General features: G+C 42.6%; 1 protein-coding gene. It reads left to right on the forward strand.

Annotated features, from left to right (window positions below):
* The first annotated feature begins 391 nt into the window (after positions 1–391).
* A complete protein-coding gene (locus tag KDK18_RS09835; protein ID WP_257254727.1) occupies positions 392–955 on the forward strand; it encodes a recombinase family protein in 564 nt (187 codons plus the stop codon).
* Positions 956–1,115 lie beyond the last annotated feature (160 nt).

The raw sequence follows: 1,115 nt of genomic DNA on the forward strand, positions 1-1,115 counted from the left end.
CTCTGAGAGCCACCAGCCAAACCACCAGCCAAACCACCAGTACCCCTTGAATATTTTTACCACAAATTTCTGAACCCTTTCTTTATATATAACGGCTGGCTGAATGTCCCCGTAGGCCAAAGCCAAAGGCCGCCCCTAGGGTTAATCATTCTTTGTAATGGGAGGAGTAATTAATCCTTCTCCTTCCCTCTCCTTCACCTCCCTTGTCTGAACTCCCTTGCTTATCAAAGCTACGCTTCTCCTGTATCACTAGGGTACACCCTTGAGTCACACTGACAGTGACACACTTAACACACAAATAGATGTAACAATAGAGTTGCTTTTGATAATGACACACGTATAATGCCGAAAGTCTAAAGCCTAATGACACACTGATAAGGTACACACAGCAATGTCTGAAGCAGCATATATACGAGTCTCAAGCACTGACCAGAACACAGAGAGACAATACGAGATAGTCAAAGATGGAATGAAAGTATTTGAGGATAAGTGCAGTGGAAGCACGACCAATAGACCAGCTTTAGATGATCTTAGGAACTGGCTAAGAGAAGGAGACACAGTACACGTCCACAGCATTGATAGAATGGCTAGAGACTTGTTAGACCTTCAGAGCCTTGTTAATGAGTTTAATAAGAAGGGAGTCACTGTAGTGTTCCATAAGGAGAGTCTTACCTTCTCCTCTAACAAGAGTGATTCAATGTCAAAGCTGATGCTTCAAATCTTTGGGGCTGTAGCTGAGTTCGAGAGAGCAAGGATTAAAGATAGACAGGCCGAAGGGATAGCCAAAGCAAAAGCTAAGGGAGTCTACAAAGGCCGTAAGCAATCAGTCGATAGGGATAGAGTAAGGGAGCTGAAAGCTGGTGGCATGGGAGCTACTGCTATTGCAAAGGAGCTAGGGATAGCACGTAAGACTGTCTATAGGGTACTTCAGGAGGGAGCAGTTAGGCATTACTAACGTAATAGGCTCTGACTATGTAAAGGTGTCTGTAGAGAAGGGTAGAGCTTATGGTTTTACCCTTATTTATTTTCAATTAGTTAAGATGTTAATCAATAATGGTATATCCTACCTCTTATTTATTTTCAGTCACATGTCTTAATGTTATGCACTAAAATGG

This window comes from Endozoicomonas sp. SESOKO3 (genome assembly GCF_024606255.1).